The sequence below is a fragment of the Rhodococcus ruitaii genome, assembly GCF_055230935.1.
This window is the reverse complement of record NZ_JBUYWC010000019.1, coordinates 11,827-33,076: the sequence shown is the minus strand read 5'-3', so window position 1 is coordinate 33,076 and position 21,250 is coordinate 11,827. Positions and strand designations below refer to the sequence as shown.

17 protein-coding genes and 1 riboswitch are annotated in these 21,250 nt (G+C 66.5%); of the genes, 5 read left to right on the top strand and 12 right to left on the bottom strand.

Annotated features, from left to right (window positions below; genetic code table 11):
* Positions 1 to 67: 67 nt before the first annotated feature.
* From ACZI8W_RS22265 to ftsH, 6 genes are read right to left on the bottom strand one after another with little or no spacing between them, the layout of a single operon-like run.
* Complete coding sequence (locus tag ACZI8W_RS22265) at positions 68 to 541, bottom strand: DUF3180 domain-containing protein (RefSeq protein WP_463370783.1); 474 nt, start codon at positions 539 to 541, stop codon at positions 68 to 70.
* On the bottom strand, positions 541 to 1,095 hold the full coding sequence (folK, locus tag ACZI8W_RS22260; protein ID WP_463370691.1) for a 2-amino-4-hydroxy-6-hydroxymethyldihydropteridine diphosphokinase: 555 nt from the start codon (positions 1,093 to 1,095) through the stop codon (positions 541 to 543). Before folK ends, ACZI8W_RS22265 begins: the two co-directional genes overlap by 1 nt.
* Positions 1,092 to 1,460: a dihydroneopterin aldolase gene (folB, locus tag ACZI8W_RS22255; RefSeq protein ID WP_463370690.1), complete on the bottom strand. Its 369-nt coding sequence runs from the start codon at positions 1,458 to 1,460 to the stop codon at positions 1,092 to 1,094. The genes folK and folB overlap by 4 nt, the downstream gene beginning before the upstream one ends.
* Positions 1,453 to 2,277 carry a dihydropteroate synthase gene (gene folP, locus ACZI8W_RS22250; RefSeq protein ID WP_463370782.1) on the bottom strand — a complete coding sequence of 275 codons (825 nt, stop codon included), beginning with the start codon at positions 2,275 to 2,277 and terminating at the stop codon, positions 1,453 to 1,455. Before folP ends, folB begins: the two co-directional genes overlap by 8 nt.
* A gap of 56 nt (positions 2,278 to 2,333) precedes the next feature.
* Entirely contained in the window at positions 2,334 to 2,987 is a 654-nt protein-coding gene (gene folE / locus ACZI8W_RS22245) for a GTP cyclohydrolase I FolE (protein ID WP_463370689.1), read from the bottom strand.
* A 54-nt stretch (positions 2,988 to 3,041) separates the two neighbouring features.
* Positions 3,042 to 5,666 carry an ATP-dependent zinc metalloprotease FtsH gene (ftsH, locus tag ACZI8W_RS22240; RefSeq protein WP_463370688.1) on the bottom strand — a complete coding sequence of 875 codons (2,625 nt, stop codon included), beginning with the start codon at positions 5,664 to 5,666 and terminating at the stop codon, positions 3,042 to 3,044.
* Between the two features lie 235 nt (positions 5,667 to 5,901).
* Here ftsH and ACZI8W_RS22235 point away from each other — a divergent pair, with 235 nt between their 5' ends.
* On the top strand, positions 5,902 to 7,914 hold the full coding sequence (locus tag ACZI8W_RS22235) for a serine/threonine-protein kinase (RefSeq protein ID WP_463370687.1): 2,013 nt from the start codon (positions 5,902 to 5,904) through the stop codon (positions 7,912 to 7,914).
* A 5-nt stretch (positions 7,915 to 7,919) separates the two neighbouring features.
* Here the strand turns inward: ACZI8W_RS22235 and hpt are convergent, their stop codons facing one another.
* Genes hpt through dacB form a run of 4 tightly spaced genes read right to left on the bottom strand, consistent with a single transcriptional unit; the run spans position 7,920 to position 11,979 of the window.
* Positions 7,920 to 8,480, bottom strand: a complete 561-nt coding sequence (gene hpt, locus ACZI8W_RS22230; protein WP_463370686.1) for a hypoxanthine phosphoribosyltransferase — start codon at positions 8,478 to 8,480, stop codon at positions 7,920 to 7,922.
* 20 nt (positions 8,481 to 8,500) lie between these two features.
* On the bottom strand, positions 8,501 to 9,493 hold the full coding sequence (gene tilS / locus ACZI8W_RS22225) for a tRNA lysidine(34) synthetase TilS (protein ID WP_463370685.1): 993 nt from the start codon (positions 9,491 to 9,493) through the stop codon (positions 8,501 to 8,503).
* Positions 9,494 to 9,528: 35 nt separating this feature from the next.
* Positions 9,529 to 10,560, bottom strand: coding sequence for a zinc-dependent metalloprotease (locus ACZI8W_RS22220; protein WP_463370684.1), 1,032 nt, complete (start codon positions 10,558 to 10,560; stop codon positions 9,529 to 9,531).
* 12 nt (positions 10,561 to 10,572) lie between these two features.
* A complete protein-coding gene (gene dacB / locus ACZI8W_RS22215; protein WP_463370683.1) occupies positions 10,573 to 11,979 on the bottom strand; it encodes a D-alanyl-D-alanine carboxypeptidase/D-alanyl-D-alanine endopeptidase in 1,407 nt (468 codons plus the stop codon).
* A gap of 172 nt (positions 11,980 to 12,151) precedes the next feature.
* On the opposite strand from dacB, the gene ACZI8W_RS22210 reads away from it, so the two are divergent.
* Positions 12,152 to 12,643, top strand: coding sequence for an inorganic diphosphatase (locus ACZI8W_RS22210; RefSeq protein WP_463370781.1), 492 nt, complete (start codon positions 12,152 to 12,154; stop codon positions 12,641 to 12,643).
* A gap of 130 nt (positions 12,644 to 12,773) precedes the next feature.
* On the opposite strand, the gene ACZI8W_RS22205 is transcribed toward ACZI8W_RS22210, so the two are convergent.
* Positions 12,774 to 13,604, bottom strand: coding sequence for a crotonase/enoyl-CoA hydratase family protein (locus ACZI8W_RS22205; RefSeq protein ID WP_463370682.1), 831 nt, complete (start codon positions 13,602 to 13,604; stop codon positions 12,774 to 12,776).
* Positions 13,605 to 13,708: 104 nt separating this feature from the next.
* Here ACZI8W_RS22205 and ACZI8W_RS22200 point away from each other — a divergent pair, with 104 nt between their 5' ends.
* Positions 13,709 to 14,182: a YbaK/EbsC family protein gene (locus ACZI8W_RS22200; RefSeq protein WP_463370681.1), complete on the top strand. Its 474-nt coding sequence runs from the start codon at positions 13,709 to 13,711 to the stop codon at positions 14,180 to 14,182.
* A gap of 49 nt (positions 14,183 to 14,231) precedes the next feature.
* On the opposite strand, the gene ACZI8W_RS22195 is transcribed toward ACZI8W_RS22200, so the two are convergent.
* A complete protein-coding gene (locus tag ACZI8W_RS22195; protein WP_463370680.1) occupies positions 14,232 to 15,542 on the bottom strand; it encodes an aminotransferase class V-fold PLP-dependent enzyme in 1,311 nt (436 codons plus the stop codon).
* Positions 15,543 to 15,612: 70 nt separating this feature from the next.
* Positions 15,613 to 15,729, bottom strand: a riboswitch (SAM riboswitch).
* 257 nt (positions 15,730 to 15,986) lie between these two features.
* On the opposite strand from ACZI8W_RS22195, the gene ACZI8W_RS22190 reads away from it, so the two are divergent.
* Both ACZI8W_RS22190 and ACZI8W_RS22185 read left to right on the top strand, forming a co-directional pair.
* Positions 15,987 to 19,895 (top strand): Pls/PosA family non-ribosomal peptide synthetase, encoded by a 3,909-nt coding sequence (locus ACZI8W_RS22190; RefSeq protein ID WP_463370679.1) that lies wholly within the window; start codon positions 15,987 to 15,989, stop codon positions 19,893 to 19,895.
* Positions 19,892 to 21,250 (top strand): M1 family metallopeptidase, encoded by a 1,359-nt coding sequence (locus ACZI8W_RS22185; protein ID WP_463370678.1) that lies wholly within the window; start codon positions 19,892 to 19,894, stop codon positions 21,248 to 21,250. The genes ACZI8W_RS22190 and ACZI8W_RS22185 overlap by 4 nt, the downstream gene beginning before the upstream one ends.

Below are 21,250 nucleotides of genomic sequence, written 5' to 3'. Positions count from 1 at the left end.
GGCAGACCTCACAGCGACACGTGGCCGCGTGTGCACCGGCGATCAGCGGCAATCTCCGAACACGCCGTCAGGTGGCAGGCTCGGACGGTTCATCCGGATCCTCAGGTGTCCGGCAACAATGTTCGAGCCACAATGCTGCGGCGACGAGCACCACTCCTGCGAGCCCGCCCACGATCACACCCGAAGCATCCTCCGACGCCGCCTGCACCGTGCCCCGCTGCGGCAGGAGATACAGCAGAAAGCCCACCCACACCCCGGCGCTCGCCGCACCGACGAGCGCAGAGGCCTTTGCCAGCGCAACCGACCGCGCCGCGGTGATCGGGTGCAGCTGGCGGGGGCCGTCGCCGAGCTGATGATTGTTCACACGCGAGCGGATCATGAATGCGAGCACCACTTCGAGCGCAGCCACCGGATACAGCGACGCGCCGGCATAGACCGGGATCGGTGGCAGCGATCCGTACATCGTGCGGATCAACAACCACGCGATCGCCGCGGCGAGCAGCGCAAGAGCAATCAGGTCGCGGATCCGGGTCGCTTTCATCACGGGCGCTCTCCGCGGCCGGCCTGGACGCCCTGCGCCGGATCGGCGAGTGCGAGGCCGGTGCGGTGCACCCCGTCGCGTTCGGCCTCGTCGAGGTCTGCAAGCCAGTCCGAGATCGGCCGGGTACGCCCGTTCGCGATGAGACTCGCGTCCGGCTCGACCTCGAGCCAGGGCACCAGGACGAAAGCCCGCTCGTGCGCACGAGGATGCGGCAGGAGCAACTCGGGATCGTCGCTGCGCACCTCCCCTGCACCCGTCCGGCACACCACGACGTCGACGTCCAGGCTGCGCGGACCCCAACGCTGGACCCGCACGCGTGCGGCAGCAGATTCGAGTTCACGACCCAACGTCAGCCAGTCGTACTCGTCGAAATCCTCGTCCTCGGCCACCACGACGGCGTTGAGGAAATCCTGTTGCTCCACACCGCCCCACGGCGCAGTGGAATACACGCTCGACACCGCGCGCACGCGCAGACCGAGCACGTCGACAACCGATTTCAGGTGCCCGAGCCGGTCGCCGAGATTGGAACCGATCGACAGCACCGCACAGCTCATTCGGTGCCCCGCGTACGGTCCACCACCACGGCCACATCGGCGAACGTCAGCGGAATCGGCGCCGATGGCTTGTGCACGGTCACCTCCACCCGCGAAACCCGGCCATCTGCCAGGACACCTTCTGCGATCCGGCCGGCCACGGTCTCGATCAGATCGTGCGCGGGACCGGCGACGATCGCGGCGGCCCGCTCGGCGAGCCCCCCGTAGTCGAGGGTGTCGACGAGATCGTCGCTGGCTCCGGCCGGAGCCAGATCGAGCCACGCGACGACGTCGATCAGGAAGTCCTGTCCGTCACGCTTCTCGTAGTCGAACACACCGTGGTTGCCGCGGACCCTCAGCCCGCGCAGCTCGATGCGATCACCCATCGTGCACACCTTCCGCACTGCCTCGTTGCCATGCCCGGACGACAGCGAGTGCATCGCGACTCGCCTGCACATCGTGCACCCGCACACCCCACGCACCGTGTGTCGCGGCGAGAGCGGAGACCACCGCGGTCGCGACCTCCCGCCCGTCGGGCGAGCGTACGGTGCCGTCGGGCGCCGCGAGCAACGATCCGAGAAACCGCTTGCGCGACGCTCCGATCAGCACCGGGAATCCGAGCTCGGTGAGCTCGGGCAGCCGCTGCAGGATTTCCCAGTTGTGCTCGGCGTTCTTCACGAACCCCAGACCAGGATCGAGGACGAGGTTCTCGCGAACGACACCCGCCGCCAGAGCGGCATCGACCTGGGTGAGCAGTTCGTCGCGAACCTCGCGCACCACATCGTCGTAGTGGGTGCTCCCACCGGCGTGGACGAACTCGCCGGTGGGCCGCCAGTGCATCAGAATCCACGGGACCTGCGCTGACGCCACCACCGACGCCATGTTCGGGTCCGCCCGGCCACCCGACACGTCGTTGATGATCGTCACGCCGGCCTCGATCGCGACTTCGGCGACGGACGCACGCATGGTGTCGACGCTCGTGGCGATTCCGGCCGAGGTGAGCGCCTCGATGACCGGCACGACACGCGCGGCCTCGATCGCGGGATCGACCCGTGCTGCACCGGGACGAGTCGATTCACCGCCGACGTCGACGATGTCGACACCGAGTTCGCGGAGTTCGAGCCCGCGGGCGATCGCGGTGTCACGGTCGAGATAGCGTCCGCCGTCGGAGAAGGAGTCGCTGGTGACGTTGAGTACACCCATCACGATGGGCCACTGTGCGTCCCGCACCAAGGGCCACGGTATGCCCGGAAGGATGCTCACCGGCGCAGGATGAGATCCAGGGCTTCTGCGCGAGACGCCGAGCTCGTCTGGAACAGCCCGCGCACCGCCGACGTCGTGGTACTCGCTCCAGGTTTGCGGATGCCGCGCATTGCCATGCAGAGGTGTTCGGCCTCGACGACGACGATGGCGCCGCGCGGCTCGAGCTTACGCACCAGCGCGTCGGCGATCTGGCTCGTCAGACGTTCCTGCACCTGCGGGCGCTTCGCGTAGAGGTCGACGAGCCGTGCGAGCTTCGACAGCCCCGTCACGCGCCCCGTGGGCCCGGGGATGTATCCGACATGGGCGACACCGTGGAACGAGACCAGATGGTGCTCGCACGTCGAGTACATCGGGATGTCGCGCACCATGACGAGTTCCTGGTGGCCTTCGTCGAAGGTGGTGTTGAGCACCTCGTCGGGAACGGTGAACAGTCCGCTGAACACCTCACGGTACGCCCGGGCGACACGCGACGGGGTGTCGCGCAGTCCTTCACGCTCGGGATCCTCTCCGACGGCGATCAGCAGTTCACGTACCGCCTCCTCGGCCCGGGCCTGATCGAAGGGCCGACCCGTGGACAGGCTCAACGACTCGGCGCCGTCATGGCCGTCCGAGGCAGAACTCGCCTCTGCATTGAGGTGATTCACCGACACCCGACGTCCTCCACTTTCTGCTGTGATCTGGGAACTACGCTGCTACCGACGATGTCAGCGGTGGTTTGCCGGACCGTCCCACGGTTGGGTGGGGGGAGGCTCCGGCGTTGTCCGACCTTCGTCGTCACGCTGCGAGCCGGTGTCACCACCTGCACTGTTCACGCCCTCGGTGTTGCCCTGCTGCGTCCAGTCGGGGTATCCCCGCTGATAGATCCCGCTCGGCTGGTCCTGCGACTGGTTCGGCCTGTCCTGCGGCGGCCAACCCGGTGCCGACCAACCCGCGGGGGCACCGTAATCAGGCCGGGTCGCGTGTCGCGGCCCACCTGGGTATTGGTCTGCGGCCGGCGGGAAGCCCGGCATGGGCTCCGATGCGGGTACCGGCTGCGGAGACTGGTAGCCGTTGCCCTGACCGGACTGCTGTTGCGGCGCTGCGCCAGACGGTTGCTGCGGCTGCGGCTGTTGCTGCGGCGCCGTGCCGGACGGATACGGAGCCTGACCTGTGGACGGCTGCCCGAACATCTGCTGTGTCGGAGCCGATCCGGCAGGCTGTGTCGGAGCCGATCCGGCAGGCTGTGTCGGAGCCGATCCGGCAGGCTGTGTCGGAGCCGATCCGGCAGGCTGGGGCGCCGGACCTGGAGGCTGCTGGTACGGGTACGGCTGTTGCTGCGGCGGGAACTGCTGTTGCTGCGGCGCCTGCGGCTGTTCCTGCGTCACCGGTTTGGTGAGCGACGGCGGCTCCGGCGGCCACGGCTCGCCGCGTTCCTTGGCGAGTTCGCCGGGAGTCTTGATCGGCGGTTTGTCCGACGGAACACGGTCACCGAAATCGTTGAACGTCGTGATCCGAGGACGTTTCTCCACCGACGCGAGAATCCGCTCGAGGTCCTTGCGGGTGAGTGTCTCGTGCTCGAGCAATTCACCTGCGATCAGGTCGAGTGCGTCGCGATACTGGTTGAGAATCGACCAGGCCTCCGTGTGCGCCGCCTCGATCAGGTTGCGCACCTCCTCGTCGATCTCCCGCGCGACCTCGTGCGAGTAGTCGGACTGCACGCCCATGGACCGCCCCAGGAAGGGGTCGCCCTGTTCCTGGCCGTAACGGACAGCGCCCAACTTCGCGCTCATGCCGTACTCGGTGACCATGGCGCGCGCGATCTTGGTTGCTTGATCGATATCGGACGACGCTCCGGTCGTGGGCTCGCGGAACACCAGTTCTTCCGCAGCGCGGCCACCCATCGCCATGACGAGGCGGGCGATCATCTCGGAGCGGGTCATCAGGCCCTTGTCGTCCTCGGGCACCGTCATCGCGTGTCCGCCGGTTCGACCACGCGCGAGAATCGTGACCTTGTAGACAGGTTCGATGTCGGGCATCGCCCACGCGGCAAGGGTGTGACCGCCCTCGTGATACGCGGTGATCTTCTTCTCGTGCTCGCTGATGATCCGACTCTTGCGACGTGGGCCACCGATGACGCGGTCCACGGATTCTTCGAGGATCGCCTCGGTGATCACGGTGCCGTTCTCACGGGCGGTCAGCAGCGCTGCTTCGTTGATGACGTTCGCAAGATCCGCACCAGACATACCGACAGTGCGCTTCGCCAGGCCTTCCAGGTCGGCGTGCTGATCGATCGGCTTACCCTGCGAATGCACCTGGAGGATCGCGCGCCGCCCGGCGAGGTCGGGGTTGCTGACAGGGATCTGACGGTCGAAGCGACCGGGACGCAACAGCGCAGGATCGAGGATGTCGGGACGGTTGGTCGCCGCGATGAGGATGACGCTCTGTCGGTCGCCGAACCCATCCATCTCCACCAACAGCTGATTGAGGGTCTGCTCTCGCTCATCGTGTCCGCCGCCGAGTCCGGCGCCACGCTGGCGGCCGACCGCGTCGATCTCGTCCACGAAGACGATGCACGGCGCGTTCTGCTTGGCCTGCTCGAACAGGTCGCGCACGCGCGAGGCGCCGACACCGACGAACATCTCGACGAAATCAGAACCGGAAATCGTGAAGAACGGCACACCGGCTTCACCCGCGACCGCACGCGCGAGCAGGGTCTTGCCGGTGCCGGGAGGCCCGTACAAGAGTACGCCTCTGGGGATCTTCGCGCCCAATGCCTGGTAGCGCGCGGGGTTCTGCAGGAAGTCCTTGATCTCGTAGAGCTCTTCGACGGCCTCGTTCGCGCCGGCGACGTCGGTGAAGGTCGTCTTGGGCATGTCCTTGGACAGCTGCTTGGCCTTCGACTTACCGAAGCCCATCATGCCGCCGCGGCCACCACCCTGCATCCTGCTCATCACGAAGATGAAGACGCCGAGAAGAATGAGCATCGGCAACACGAACAGGAGAATCGAGGACAGCCAGCTGTCCTGGGTGACCTGCGTGTCGAATGATTCGGCATCGGACGCGGCGACCTTGTCGAAGACCTGCTCGGACGCCGAGTCCGGGTACTTGGCAAGAATCTCGGTCGAGCCCTCGGTCGCGTCGTTACCGCTGTCGAGCCACAATCGGACCTGCTGCTCGCGGTCGTCGATCTGCGCTTGGTTGACGTTGCCCGCGTCGAGTTGCGCGATCGCGACGGACGTATCGACCTTCGTGAAGCCGCGCGTGTCGTCGCCGAAGTAGCTGAAGGCATAGATGACCAACAGGATGCCGAGGACTATCCCCAGATTACGAAACACTGTCTTGCGGTTCATACAGGTTCGGCCGGTTCGGCCGGTCCTTTCGATAGTGACGTCAGCAATGTGGTCGTTGTGGCACTTCCCATACCCGTGACCAATCGGGCACCGCAAGGTTACCGCGTGACGCTGCCATGACGCCCCTGCGTGGTCGGCCTGCTATACCAACGCGCGGGATCATGCCTCAGGTTCCCTCGGCGTCCGGCAGTGCAGTGTGCCGTATCCGATGCAGCGACATGTGGGAAAATCGAGCATGGCCACGCGGAATCCGGAACCGGCCCGGACCGCCGGGACCGCTGCGGTACCCGACACTACGGTTCTCGATACCACGCAGACGTCCGACAGGACACAACCTGCGGAGACCGCCCGTGCGGCCGACACCGTCGACCTCACCGTCACAGCGCAGACGCGCCCCGACATCCTGGATTCCGGCGACCCCATCACCCTCGACGATGTGGAGGCCGGACAACGCATCGATGATTTCGATCTGCTCACTGCACTGGGAACCGGTGCGTTCGGGAGAGTGTTCCTGGCACGGCAGCAGTCGATGCAACGTCTCGTCGCAGTGAAGGTGTCACGGAACAGCGGAAATGAGGCGCAGACTCTCGCCCAGCTCGACCACGACTACATCGTTCGGGTCTTCGACCAGAGAATCCTTCCCGATCACGGACTGCGACTGCTCTACATGCAGTACATGCCCGGCGGAACTCTGCTGCGCGTACTCCACAAGGTACGCAAGACACCGCCCGAGCAACGGTCCGGCCGACTGCTGCTCGACTCCGTCGACGAAGCCCTGCAGGCCAAGGGTGAGATCAGGCCGTCCGAATCACCCGTCCGGGAGCGCCTCGGGCGCCTGACCTGGCCCGAGACCGTGGCATGGTTGGGACGGCGCCTCGCCGAGGCGCTTCACTACGCCGAGCACCGAGGCGTTCTGCATCGCGATATCAAACCGGCGAACGTACTGCTCACCGCGGAAGGCGTGCCGAAACTGGCCGATTTCAACATCAGCTTCGCCGAATCGGTGGACGACAGCTCACCGGTCGCCTATCTCGGCGGCTCGCTCGCATACATGTCACCCGAACAACTCGAGGCCTGCCATCCTCACCTGCCTCGGAGTGCCGCCGACCTCGACACCCGCAGCGATATCTACGCGCTCGGTGTGATGCTGTGGGAATTGCTCACCGGCAGCAGACCCGGCGACGACCGCGACGCCCACCTCGCGGAGGCGCCCACGACGGACGCACTCCAAGCCATGCTGCGCACCCGCCGTCACCCTCCGGAAGGCGACGCACTCACGCAGTTGCCGAGCGATTGCCCGCAGACTTTGCGCCGTGTGCTCACACGGTGCCTCGCACCCGAGCCCACTGCCCGGTGGGCATCCGGCGCCGAACTCGCGCAGCAATTCGATCTGTGTCTCGACGCACGTGCCCGCGAACTCGTGGACCCGCCACCCGAGAGTTGGCGAGCGCGGCTGCGCAGGCCCGTCATCCCGTTGATGATCGCGGCGGTCGGCCTTCCCAATGTGCTGGGTGCGCTCTACAACTTCCAGCACAATCGGAATCTGATCGTCGGGCAACTGTCGCCGGACGCGCAGCTCCAGTTCCAGACCATCGCGCTGATCATCAACGCCGTCGTGTTTCCCCTCGGCGCGCTGGTGATCGTCTACCTTGCGCGGCGACTGATCACTGTGCCACGTGGACTGCGCCGGGGGCGGCAGTACGACGCCGCCGAGCTCGCGCGTGCCAGACATGACGCACTGCTCATCGCCGATCGCATCACAGCGGTGGTGATGACGCTGTGGGTGCTGTCCGGAATCCTGTTCCCGGTGATCATGGAGTCCGTGTCGGGGGCGCTCGACAGCAGGGCGATCACCCATTTCGTCACGTCGATAGTCGTATGCGGAACGATCGCAGTGGCATACCCGTTCTTCTTCGTCTCGTTCTACATGGTGAGGTCGATCTACCCGGCGTTCCTGCCCCACGGAGCGACCGACACCACCGATGCCCGCGAACTCGAGGGGCTGCACCGACGCAGCATCCGCTATCTTGCCGTCGCGGCGGCAGTACCTCTCGTCGCGGTCGCGGGGTCGACCTTCCTCACGGTCGACGAGATCACCCAAGTTCAGCTCGCGGTGCGTGTGCTCTCCGTGGGCAGCATCGGCGCGTTCCTGTTCGTGTACTGCCTGTTCCGGCTCATGGAGCAGGACCTCGAGGCACTGCAACGGTCCGTCGCGGTGCGTCCGGGAAATCCGCTTCCTCTCCGGTGACCCACTCAGCTCTCGCTGCTGTACACCTTCGGATCGAGCGTGCCGATATACGGTAGGTCGCGATACCGCTCGTCGTAATCCAGACCGTATCCGACGACGAATTCGTTGGGGATGTCGAAGCCGACGTCCGCGACCTCGATATCGATCTTGGTGGCATCGGGTTTACGCAGCAGGGTGACGACCTCGAGCGACGCGGGGTTACGGGTCTTGAGGTTGCGGAGCAGCCACGACAGGGTCAGTCCCGAATCGATGATGTCCTCGACGATCAGCACATGGCGGCCGGCGATGTCCTTGTCGAGGTCTTTGAGGATGCGCACCACACCCGACGACGATGTCGACGAACCGTACGAACTGACGGCCATGAACTCCATCTGCGTCGGGATCGGCAACGCGCGAGCGAAGTCGGTCATGAAGAAGATCGCACCCTTGAGGACGCCGATCAGAAGCAGGTCGCCTTCGGGAGCACCCGGCGGATACCGCTTGGCAACGGACTCTGCCAGTTCTGCGATGCGCTTGTCGATCTCTTCCTGCGAGATCAGCACCGACGCAATATCGCCTTCGTACACCGGGTCCTACCTACCTTCCGTCAGTCGTCCGCACACCGTTGCTGGTCGACGAACTCCACGCTCAGAGTGCCACGCCGTCGTGCCACCACCAACCTGGTCCCTCGCTCGGGACCCCGGCCGACCGCCACCGGACCCTGCCCACGCCACTCACCCACGAGGGCATCCACGGCACGCAGAGTTCGGTCGGGCGGTGACGACGCTCCCCTTTCGATCAACCACGCCCGCACCGCGCGACGCCGGATCGCGGGTGGCGCCGACGCCAATGTCGCGGTATCGAGTTGCGACTCTCCGGCAGGGCCGTCCCGTCTTCTGAGAGAGTCGGCGAGCACGTGGTCCGCGGCAGCGTCGAGGACCTCGCCATCTTCGCGCAATTGCGCCGCGGTCCGTGCGAGTGCCGCAGCCACTCCGCCGCCAAGAACCTCCTCGAGCAGCGGAAGAACCTCGCTCCGCAGCCGCACCCGGGTGAACCGCGGGTCCGAGTTGTGCGGATCCTCGTACGGACGGTAGCCGAGTTCCTCGCACGCCCGCCGGATGGTGTCACGGCGGACACCTAGGAGGGGGCGGCCCCATGGGTCGTCGAACGGCGCCATCCCGCGGATCGATCGCAGCCCCGAGCCGCGGCCGAGGCCCAGCAGTACGGTCTCGGCCTGATCGTCGAGAGTGTGCCCGAGTAGCACCGGATGGCCGCACCGCACGTCGTCGAGAGCCCGGTAGCGCGCGTGACGGGCGGCAGCTTCGAGGCCGCCCGGGCCGCTCACATCGACCGCGTGCACCCGCGCCGAGGTACATCCGACCGACTCCGCGAACTCCACGGCCCGTGCGGCCACCAGGTCGGATCCGTCCTGCAGACGGTGGTCCACCACCACTGCGTGTACGGCATCGGCCTCCGCGACAGCGGCAGCGGTCAGAGCTGCCGAGTCGGCACCACCGGAGAGTCCGACGACGACAGTGCTCGCGTCGTACTCGGCGAGCCAGGTACGCACTGCCCGGCGGATCTCGTGGATTGCCGGCATCTCCGGAAGCAGGGGTGGCGATGCTGCGGCCACGGTCAGCCCAGCACTCGCGCGATCCAGGTTTCCGGCTTGTCGATCTCGCCGAGAGTCGGTAGCGCGTCCGGACCGGACCAGACTGCGTTGAACTCCTCCATCCCCACCTTCGCCACGACGGTGTCGACGAACCTCTTGCCGTGGACGTACTGCGCGATCTTCGCGTCCATCCCGAGTAGCATGCGGATGACGCGGTGGATCGGATTGCTGCTGCGTCGACGGCGACTGTCGAATGCCCGCCGGATGCGGACCACCGACGGCACCACCGACGGCCCGACGGCATCCATGACGTGATCGGCGTGCCCCTCGAGGAGAGTGCCGAGCGCAAGCATTCGATCGAGGCTTTCGCGTTGGGGTTCGGCCTGCACAGCACGTATCAGACCGACCATGCCACGCTGCGACATCGGTTTGTCGTCGGGTCTCCGCACCTCGCGGACTGCTGAGACGACACGTCCGGCGATGTCGCCGATCGACTCGTCGACGGCGGCCGACAGCTGCCCGGCGGCGTCGCGCATGAGGTCGGCCATCCAGGGCGCTTCCGCAAACTGCACCCGGTGGGTGACCTCGTGCAGGCACACCCACAGCCGGAAGTCTGCAGTGGGCACCTTCAACGCACGTTCGACGGTGACGACGTTCGGGGTGACCAGCAGTAGCGTCCGGGAGAACGGGTCGTACTGCCCGAGCACGGCCGAGGACAGGTAGGCGAGCATCGCCCCGGCCTGTGCTCCGGCGGGCTTCGCGGCCCACGAGCGGTTCTCGCCACCGCCGACCAGTTCGGACATCGAGGCGGCCGCGGCGTGTACCCACCCCGGCCGATCGACGACGAGCGCCGGCGGCGGCGCGGCATCACTGCCGAGCCCGGTCAGATTCCGGACGGGGGCCTCTGCCCGGTCGGAAGCCGACGCGAGTTCGGCGGCCGCGGTGTCCTGGGTGTAGCGCGACATCGCCGGTGCCGGACGCGCCAGCCGCGCACCGACGCCCGCCGCGAGCGACCAGTCGATCGCGTCGCCGAGTGCGCGGTCGGTGTCATTCATCTGCAATCACATTCATCGGCATCCACATTCTCGGAGGACCGCGGCCACCGCGTCCAGCGCAGGCCGGGCTTCACTGGGAGAACGCTCGTTGGACAGCAACGCGAACGAGAGCACGCGGCCGTCGATGTCGACCACATAACCCGAAAGCCCGCTCACCAGATCCAGTGTGCCTGTCTTGGCGCGAACCCACCCGGCTCCGGCGCGATTAGTCGTGCCGTAACGCTCCGCGAGGGTGCCGGTGCCGCCGGCAACAGGCAGGTAGTCGAGTATCGGGCGCAATTCCTCACGGTCCGGGGCCGCCGCAGCCGCCATGATGGCGTCGAGCAGGCCGGCCGTGATCCGATTGTCGACCGACAAACCGCTGAGGTCGGAAAGCGTCACGCCGGAGGTGTCGAACCCCCCGCCCTGCAACGTGCGCAGGACGGCATCGGTGGCAGCAGAGAAGGATGCTCCGGCCCCGGCGTCCATGGCGACCTCGCGGCCGATGGCCTCGGCAAGCACATTGTCGGATCGGCTCACCATCTGTCCGAGCCGGTCACGCAGCGGTGCCGACTGCACCGACGCCATGGGGGTCGCGCCGGGAGCAGCAGATCCGAGAGCAACGTTCGCGGGATCAGCGCCGAGCGCAACAGCGAGTGCCCGACCCGCATCCAAGGCCGGTGTCGCGCTGCGCGCCGATTCGTCTTCGAGCGGGTTGGATCGCCCAGCGTCGAGCATCACCGGTTCCATCGGGGCGACGAACCCGGCGGGGATGTCCTCGGGGAACCACCCGGGTGCGAGGACGTCACCGCTGTATACACCGATATCGACGAGCACGGTGTCGACGGCGACGGCGGAGCGTGAGATCTGATCGGCGAGATCGGCGATGCGCGGCGCCCCGGGATAGAAGCCGTCCTCACCGATGGGTTGCGCCGTCAGAGTCGGATCTCCCCCAGCGACCAATACGATTTCGCCGGGCCGGGATCCGGATACCACCTTCGTCGTGACCCGATGGTCGCTCGGCAGCGCGATCAGGGCGGCCGCTGCGGTGAGCAGTTTCGTGGTGGACGCCGGCGTCATCGGACGTTCGGGCTCGTGCGACCAGAGCACCGTACCGGTCGTGGTGTCGGTGACCGACCCGGTGAATTCACCGAGTCCGGGATTCGTCACAGCAGCACGGAGTGCCGCGGTGAGTCCGGTGGGGCTGGGTGCGGGGGCCGCGTCGGTGACGGCCGCGACCTGCGGAGCGGCGATGACGGGTGCGGGGGCGGGGACGATGGCAGCAGAAGCGGTGGTGCGCACGTCGTAGACCGCGAATGCGCCACCGACCACGAGCGCGAGGAAACCCACGATCCAGATACCCAGCAGGATCCGAAAGCTCCGACGCTTGCGGGTTTCGAGCCCACCGTGCTTCTTGCTGTTACCTTGCCCCGCCAACACGCCTCCGCTGTGTTCAACCAATCGGCCCTACACACTCGCGCCCTGGTGGTCGCGTGGTGGTCCGGTACCTGCACCTACAGCGTAGCGCCGGGGCGGTTATCCTCACTTCGGACCATCGCCGCAGATACGGGCGCCGTATCGACGGGCAAACATCGACGAAGTGAGGCAAGGCGTGGAGTTCGAGGTCACCATCGAGATCCCGAAGGGGCAGCGCAACAAGTACGAGGTCGATCACGAGACCGGCCGCGTCAAGCTCGACCGCTACCTCTACACCTCCTTCGGATACCCGGCCGACTACGGCTACATCGAGAACACGCTCGGGGAGGACGGCGATCCGCTCGACTGCCTGGTGCTACTGCCCGAGTCCGTGTACCCCGGCGTGCTCGTCGATGCACGCCCGGTCGGCATGTTCAAGATGGTCGACGAGGCCGGCGGCGACGACAAGGTCCTGGCTGTTCCGGCCGGCGATCCGCGTTGGGACCACATCCAGGACATCAGCGATGTGCCGCAGTTCGAGCTCGATGCGATCAAGCACTTCTTCGTCCATTACAAGGACCTCGAGCCGGGCAAGCACGTCGAGGCTGCCGATTGGACCGGACGGGCCGACGCCGAGGCTGAGGTCACAGCCTCGATCGCGCGGCTGAAGGACAACGGCGGGCACTGAAGCCCACAGGACGGCGGACCCGAGTCCCCGAAGGGCGCCCGGCCCCCCGAAGACAAGATCTCCCGGCCGATCATGATCGGCCGGGAGATTTCTTCCTGTGGAAGGTCGCGTTCCGGCAGTCCTGAACGTCCTAGCGGCCCTTGAATTCAGGCGCGCGCTTCTGCATCACAGCGGTGATCGCCTCGGTGAGATCTTCGGACGGCAGGAACGCAGAGTTCCACGCGGCGACGTAGCGGAGGCTGTCGTCGACCTGCGCGGAGCGCGTGTGGTCGAGGACGTCCTTGATGCCGTGGACCACGAGGGGCGGGTTGGCTGCGATCTCGGCGGCCGTCGCGTGTGCGGCGGCGAGAGCCGCGGCAGCGTCGTCGAAGACGTCGCTCACGAGGCCGATCTTCTCGGCGCGTGCGGCATCGATGTCCTTGCCGGTCAACGCGAGTTCGCGTAGATGGCCGTCTCCGATGATCAGGGGAAGGCGCGCGAGACTACCGACGTCGGCCACCATCCCGACCTTGACCTCGCGAACGCTGAACCGGGCATCGGCACTCGCGTACCGAATATCGGCTGCCGAGATGAGGTCGACGCCGCCGCCGATGCACCAGCCCGAGACTGCGGCGACGACGGGTTTGCGGCAGTCGGCGACCGCTGTGATGGCGCCCTGCATGCGCTTGACCATCGCGTGGAAGTCGGTGCGGGGCTTCGCCTGCGCCTTGTCTGCCAGTACCGACCCGAGGTCGCCGGCCATGGCGGGCAGGTCGAGTCCGTATGAGAAGTGCCGTCCGGAGCCGGTGAGGACCACGGCGCGCACCTCGGGGTCGGCGTCGAGTTGCGCAAAGATCTTGGGCAGTTCCGACCAGAAGTCCGGTCCCATCGCGTTGCCTTTGCCCGGGCCCATGAGTGTGACCTGGGCTACGTGTTCGGCGCGCTCGACAGTGAACGCCTTCCAGCTGGATGAATCAGTCATTACTCCAGAGTAATATTTTGCTGCTCGCATCGCACCGAGCTTCCGATCACGTCGATCCTTGCCGATCCGGTCACAGCGGTCACCGGTTTTCATAGGGTGGCATCATGCCCAGGCCATTGCATCCGAATGCCGCCCGAGTCGCCGACACACTCATCGCTCGCGGACATCACGGCCTGATCACCACCCAGTCGATTCCGGTGCACACCGCAGAGCAGGCAGCGGCGGCCGTGCATGTCGACATCGGGGCGATCGTCAAGTCTCTCGTGTTCCTCCTCGACGACGACCCCGTCCTGATTCTCGTCTCGGGCTCGCACCGGGTATCGCTCGAGCGCACCGGTACCCGATTGGGCGGAACTCTCACCACCGCGCCTGGCAACCTCGTCGCGGAGGTCACCGGCCAGGAACTCGGCGGCGTGGCCCCGCTCGGGCACCCCACCAACCTGCCGACCTACGTCGACAGCGCGCTGGCGGGATACCCCGAGCTGTGGGCATCGGGCGGAAGCCTGGACACCCTCTTCCGCACCTCGTATACCGAACTCCTACGGGTGACCGCGGGGGTCGACGTCGTGGTGGACTGAGCCTCGCCCGGCCGATCGGGATACGAGCGCGGCATCGAGACGCGATCGTTCAGACGCACTCCGCCGCACCGTCGCCCGACTGCGTGAGACCGGGCCGGGTCTCCGGCGTCGGATTCCATGCCCCGTCGGTCTTGGCGTACGACCACGACGGCCCCTCCACCACCAACTGCCGAAGCGCCGCGAGTAGACGGTCGACGTCCGCCGACGAACTTCCCAGCCCCAGGGATGCCCGCACCGCGCCACCGGGAAGTCCGACGCGGGAAAGTAACGGATGAGCGCAGAAACGGCCGTCACGAACCCCGATGCCGTGTTCGGCTGAGAGGTAGGCGGCGATTTCACCCGGTTCGAAGCCGTCGATACCGAAAGTGACGATTCCGACGCAGTCCACCGAATCCTCCCACAGCCGAAGAATTTCCACACCGTAGATGTCGCGCAGGCCGTCGACGAGCTGCGCACACAACAACTCCTCGTGACGCGCAACCGACTCGGCGTCGTGTGATGCGAGGGTGTCGCACGCCGCAGCGATCGCCGCGACCCCCAGTACGTTCGGAGATCCGGCCTCGTGACGGGCCGGAGCACACGCCCACTCGGTGTGGTCGAGGGCAACCTCGCGTACCGCACCGCCACCAGCGAGATACGGCTCGGCCGCATCGAGCCAGTCACGACGCCCGACCAGCACACCGGCACCGAACGGTGCGTACAGCTTGTGGCCCGAGAACGCCAGATAGTCGACGCCGAGTTCAGCGAGATCGACACGACGATGCGGAACCAGCTGGGCACCATCGACGAAGATCCGCGCACCGCACGCGTGGGCGAGGTCGGCAAGCTCGCCGATCGGCAGAACCTCGCCCGTGACATTGGAGGCTCCGGTCACGGCGAGTAGCGCTGCCGGGGCACGTTCCAGCTCGACGGCGATCCGCCACATGGTCTCCGAGACTGAGTCCGCGGCTTCGACCACACGAGTGTTCTTCCACGGCAGCAGGTTCGCGTGATGCTCGATGTCGAGGACCACGACATCGCCGGGGACTGCACCGGCAAGCAGGTTGATCGAATCCGTGGTGTTGCGGGTGAAGACCACGACCTGGTCCTCGTCGGTGCCCACGAATCGGGAGACCGACGCGCGTGCATCCTCGTAGCTCGTGGTGCTGATACGCGATGCGTAGCCCGCGCCGCGGTGCACGCTGGCGTAGAACGGCAACAGTTCGGAGATCCGGTCGGTCACGCTCGCCAGAGCCGGTGCGCTGGCCGCATAATCGAAGTTCGCGTAGGTGCAGGTACCGCCCTGTACGAGAGGGACCTGCACGTCACAGCCCGACACGCGAGCAAAGGGAGCGACACAGGTGGTGGTGGCAACAGTCATGACGAATTTCCCTCGTGTATCAGGGACCCGTCGGTGATCGCCACGACGAAGGTGAATCGTTCGCCGGCGGAGTCCGCGCTTGCTGCGCCCGGGTTCGGTACGTCAGCCAGGTCGTCACCCGGAGCACCCCACCGCGGCGGAGGGTTGCCGACCAGCGAGCCGGGGCTTGACGCTGGTACTCATGACCTGCCGAAGACAATGACACCGGGCACACTTCGTGTCAAGTCGAGACCTCGATCGTGGCCCGCCCCTCATTGTCGGGAAGAAGTGAATTTCTCCCCCTGACCTGCAAAGAATCCATCATCGTGCTTTGCTCTGACGGGTGCTTCGGCGCCGCGCGCCCTCCGGCCCACACACACCGAAAGTTCATCTGTTGTCCACCTTCACATGAAATAACACCGGATCGCCCAGCCGAGTAGCCCAACCGAGTAGAAGGACAGCGGATTGTCTGCTCAACTCCCACCCGCAGCCGACGACACGTCGCTCGTGCCGGGGATCTTCCTGCGCGGATCGCACGCGCCGGCGCCACGCACACTCATCGACGTGCTGCGCGTCACCGCTGAATCGCATCCGCGCGCGCCCGCGATAGACGACGGCACCACGATGCTCGAGTACTCCGAACTCCTCGATCTGGTGGATACGGGAGCGCGCGGACTCGCGGAGGCCGGTGTGGGCGCCGGTGATCGCGTCGGTGTGCGCATGTCGTCCGGGTCCAAGGATCTGTACGTCACCATTCTGTCCGTTCTCGCGGCGGGAGCCGCCTACGTCCCGGTGGATGCCGACGACCCCGACGAACGTGCCGAGTTGGTCTTCTCCGAGGCGAAAGTCACCGCCATCGTCACTGACGCGGGGATCGGCCCCGGCACCGCGCCACCGGCCGCTGAACCGGACGTGCGTGAGCCGACCCTCGACGACGACGCATGGATCATCTTCACGTCCGGCTCCACAGGCACCCCGAAGGGTGTCGCCGTCACACACCGCAACGCCGCGGCCTTCGTCGACGCCGAAGCGAACCTGTTCTGCCGGGACGAACCGCTCGGCCCCCACGACCGGGTGCTGGCGGGTCTGTCCGTCGCCTTCGACGCATCGTGCGAGGAGATGTGGCTGGCCTGGCGACACGGCGCGTGCCTGGTGCCGGCGCCACGGTCGCTGGTGCGCACCGGCATGGATCTGGGCCCGTGGCTGGTGTCCCGCAGCATCAACGTGGTCTCCACGGTCCCGACCCTGGCGGCGATGTGGCCCGGCGAAGCACTCGAAGCGGTGCGTCTGCTCATCTTCGGCGGAGAGGCCTGCCCGCCCGACCTCGCCGAGCGTCTCGCCGTGCCGGGCCGGGAGGTGTGGAACACGTACGGCCCCACCGAAGCGACGGTGGTCGCGTGTGCCGCGATCATGGACGGCACCGGGCCCATCCGTATCGGCCTGCCGCTCGACGGCTGGGATCTCGCGGTTGTCGATACCGAGGGGATTCCCGTCGCAGAAGGACAGACCGGTGAACTCGTCATCGGCGGTGTCGGGCTTGCCCGTTACCTCGACCCGGACAAGGACGCCGAGAAATACGCGCCCATGCCGACCCTCGGCTGGGACCGTGCCTACCGCAGCGGCGACCTCGTCGTACTCGACAGCGCAGGGCTGCTGTTCCAAGGACGCGCCGACGACCAGGTCAAGATCGGCGGACGACGCATCGAGCTCGGCGAGGTCGACAACGCTCTGCAGAATCTGCCCGGTGTCGCCGGGGGTGCGTGCGCGGTCCGAAAGACGTCGGCCGGAAGTTCGGTCCTCGTCGGCTACATCGCCTCGACCGATCCCGACTTCGACGTCGCCTCCGCCCACGACCTGCTGTCCGAACAACTTCCTGCCGCCCTCGTACCGCGTCTCGCGCTCGTCGACGAGCTGCCCACGCGAACGTCCGGGAAGGTCGATCGGGGCGCACTGCCGTGGCCGCTGCCCGGTGCCGACGCCGACTCGGTCGAAGCACTCGGCCTCCCCCCGACCGCGGAATGGGTCGCGGGGCTGTGGTCCTCATTGCTCGGCGCCCGGATCGAGGGGCTCGGCGACGACTTCTTCGAACTCGGTGGAGGTTCCCTGTCTGCCGCACAGCTCGTCACCGCCTTGCGTGAGCGCTATCCCGAAATGACGGTCGCCGAGCTCTACGACCGGCCTCGTCTCGGGTCCCTCGCCACCTATCTCGACGAACTCGCCCCGACGGAAACCGTGGCCCGCCGCGCGGTCGTCCCCGTGTCGCGGTGGGCGCAGTTCCTCCAGCTCGCCGCGACAGTGCCGCTCATGACGTCGACCGGCCTCCAATGGATCACCTGGCTTGCGATTCTGAACAACATCATCGCGATCGCCACCGATGTGCCGTGGACCGTGACGTTGTCGTGGTGGTGGGTCGCGGCCGGCATCGTCGTGTTCCTGTCGCCGCTCGGCCGGATGAGCATCGCGGTCCTGGGTGCCCGGCTACTTCTACGCGGACTCGAGCCGGGTAGTTATCGCCGCGGCGGCGCGGTCCACCTGCGGCTGTGGACCGCGCAGCGCCTGTCGGAGGCGTCCGGCGCGACCAACCTGTCGGGCGCACCGTGGATGCGTCAGTACGCGAGGGCACTGGGCGCGAAGATCGGCCACGGCGTCGACCTGCACACTCTGCCCCCGGTCACCGGCATGCTCGAACTCGGAGACGGGTGCTCGATCGAACCCGAGGTGGACCTGTCGGGGTATTGGGTGGATGGCGACGTCGTCCACATCGGGAGCATCCGCATCGGTGCCGGTGCCTCGATCGGTGCGCGCTCGTTCCTCGCCCCGGGTTCACGCGTCGGCAAGAACGCGGAGGTCGCGGCAGGATCGGCTGTGTTCGGCCGCGTCAAGGCTGGGCAGCACTGGGCGGGCTCGCCCGCACAAAAGACCGGAAAAGCAGAACCGCAATGGCCTTCCGAGGATCCGCCACGCGGAGCCCGCTGGCTTCCTGTCTTCGGTGCGACGTCGATCCTCCTCGCGGGGCTTCCGATCATGTCGATCGGCGCGGGTGTCGCACTCCTGGTCTGGTGGGTGAAGGACACCGTGAGCGTGTCCGAGGCCGTGGTCCGTTCCCTGATGATGCTCCCGGCCGGCGGAATCCTCACCATGGCGGTGTTCGCCGTGCTCACCCTGATCACCGTGCGACTGCTGTCGATCGGCATGACCGAAGGCTGGCATCCGGTCCGAAGCCGCGTCGGGTGGCAAGTGTGGGCCACCGAACGCCTGATGGACTCCTCGCGCACGTTCCTGTTCCCGCTCTACGCATCGATGCTCACCCCCATCTGGCTGCGGCTGCTCGGCGCCGACATCGGTAAGGACGTCGAGGCGTCGACCGTGCTCATGGTCCCCAAGTTCACCAAGGTCGCGGACGGCGCGTTCCTCGCCGACGACACCATGGTCGCCTCGTACGAACTCGGCGGCGGTTGGCTGTACATATCTCACGCCAAGGTCGGTAAGCGGGCCTTTCTCGGCAACTCGGGCATGGCCGCACCCGGTCGTCGCGTGCCGAAACACGGTCTGGTCGCGGTGCTCTCGGCCGCACCGGAGAAAGCGAAGTCGGGTTCGTCGTGGCTCGGCAGCCCCCCGGTGCGGTTGCGTCGCGCCTCCGGCGAGTCCGATTCGAGTCGCACGTTCGAGCCACCTGTGAGACTGAAGATCGCGCGCGGGGCCGTCGAGACCTTCCGCCTCGTTCCCATGATGGTGACCTTCGGGATCGGACTGATGGTCCTGTTTGCACTGAATTCCCTTGCCGTCCACATCGGCTACTGGGCAGCGGCATTGTTCAGCGGGCTCGTGCTGATGGCCGCAGGTGCGGTGGCGTGCATCATCACCATCGCAGCGAAGTGGATCATCGTCGGGCGCATCGGGCACGAGGAACACCCGCTGTGGAGCTCGTTCGTGTGGCGCAACGAGGTGTCCGATACCTTCGTCGAGATGGTCGCCGCGCCGTGGTTCGGACAAGCGACCCCCGGCACCGCCGTGATGAACCTGTGGTTGCGTGGTCTGGGCGCGAAGATCGGCCGTGGTGTGTGGTGCGAAAGCTACTGGTTGCCGGAGGCCGACCTCGTCACTCTGGGTCCCGGTGCGACAGTAGAGAGGGGGTGCGTGGTTCAGACCCACCTGTTCCATGATCGGATCATGTCCATGGACACCGTGACCCTCGACGCCGGAGCTACGCTCGGCCCGCAATGTGTCGCGTTGCCCGCATCGGGGATCGGCGCCGGCGCCACAGTCGGACCAGCGTCCCTCGTGATGCGCGGCGACGTGGTCCCCCCTTCCACCCGCTGGCAGGGCAATCCGATCGCGCCGTGGACCCGGCCTGGTGATTGGTCGCCGCGGTGAAGCCCCTCAAGCCCGCGAAACCGATCGCACCCACCGGGCCCGATCGTCCACTCGACCCATACCTCCCCCAGAGCGGGAACCGTGGGTATCTCGTGTCGCGGTACGAACTGGACTTGACGTACAAGGTGACCGCCAACCGACTCGAGGGTCGCGCCACCGTCATCGCCACCGCGACGGACGTCCGCGCAAAGTTCACGCTGGACCTCGCACAGGCAATGCGCGTGACGAAGGTGTCGCTCAACGGGCGACGCCCCTCGAAGTTCACCCACCGCAATGACAAACTGACGGTGACGTCGTCGCAGACCGCTCCGGTAGGTGCGGCCCTGACGTTCACCATCCAGTATTCCGGCACCCCGACCCCGAGGCACACCATGTGGGGTGAGGTCGGCTGGGAAGAACTCGACGAGGGTTCACTGGTGGCCAGCCAGCCGAACGGTGCGCCGACGTGGTTTCCGTGTGACGACCATCCCGGATCGAAGGCCACCTACCGTGTCACGATCACGACCGACGCACCATTTCATGCGGTCTCCAACGGGACGTTGCTCCGCAAGACGACGAAATCCAGTCGCACCACATGGGTGTACGAGCAACCCGAACCGATGTCGACGTATCTCGCGAGTGTCCAGATCGGTAACTACGAGGTCCGCAAGGTCTCGTCGTCGCCCATACCACAGTTCGCCGTGCATCCACCGCGTCTGCGAGACGAGTTCGACAGGGACTTCGGACGTCAGCCGCAGATGATCGAGGTATTCACCCGGCTGTTCGGACCATATCCGTTCTCGCACTACACGGCGCTCGTCACCGACGACGACCTCGAGATCCCGATCGAGTCCCAGGGAATGTCCGTCTTCGGGGCAAACTTCTGCAGCGGGCATCGCGATGAAGAACGCTTGGTTGCGCACGAGTTGGCACACCAATGGTTCGGTAACAGCCTGACCTTGAAGCGATGGAAAGACATCTGGCTCCACGAAGGCTTCGCGTGTTATGCGGAGTGGTTGTGGGCGGAGAATTCCGGAGGCCCCTCGGCGCACGAACTCGCGCGGCACGCGCACAACCGGCTCGCCCGCCTACCGCAGGACATCCTCCTGGGCGACCCGGGCCCGAAGGACATGTTCGACGACCGGATCTACAAGCGCGGCGCCCTCACCTTGCACGCGTTGCGGCTACGACTCGGCGACGAGCGGTTCTTCACACTTCTGCGTACGTGGACCACCGAGTACCGGCACTCCAACGTCACCACCGAACAATTGACGGATCTGGCAACGAGATTCACCGATCAATCTCTACGAGCGCTGTGGGATGCATGGCTCGGCACCACCGCACTGCCCTCGCTTCCGCACGGACGACTGTCCTAG